The following is a 513-nucleotide window of genomic DNA, read 5'->3' as shown; positions in this document are numbered from 1 at the left end:
TCTTTGTGCTTTGGTTAGACGCTCTTGAAGAATCTCACTGAGCAGTGCGCCATTATCAAAGAACTCATCCAAACTCAGAGAGCGCAGCTCTTCAGGCACCAGTGATTCCACTTTTACGCTATCCGGTTCAATATCCAGACCAGACTCACGCGCTAAGATAACCAGTTTACGCATAACATCTGAACCATCTAAATCAGCACGCGGATCCGGTTCTGTTAATCCTTGTTGCCACGCTAAATCGACCAACTCATTAAACGGCACCGAGCCATCAAACTGCTGGAACAGCCAAGAAAGTGTTCCCGAGAAGATTCCGGATAGCGCCACAATCTCGTCACCACTTTCACGCAGATCTCGCACGGTATGGTTGATAGGTAACCCTGCCCCAACCGTCGCGTTGTAGAGCCAGTAGCGACCGATTTTTGCGAATGCATCTTGCACTTGATGGTAGTACTGACTGTCGGCAGAGCCTGCAACTTTGTTAGCAGAAATTAAATGAATGCCTTGCTGAGCGAT

At 48.3% G+C, this 513-nt stretch carries 1 pseudogene; it reads right to left on the bottom strand.

Annotated features, from left to right (window positions below):
• Positions 1-513, bottom strand: a pseudogene (metL, locus tag R7044_RS28195) (bifunctional aspartate kinase/homoserine dehydrogenase II); the annotation flags it as partial.

The organism is Vibrio sp. 1402 (assembly GCF_033340275.1).
The sequence above is the reverse complement of the archived record's forward strand: the minus strand, read 5'-3'. Positions and strand labels throughout refer to the sequence as shown.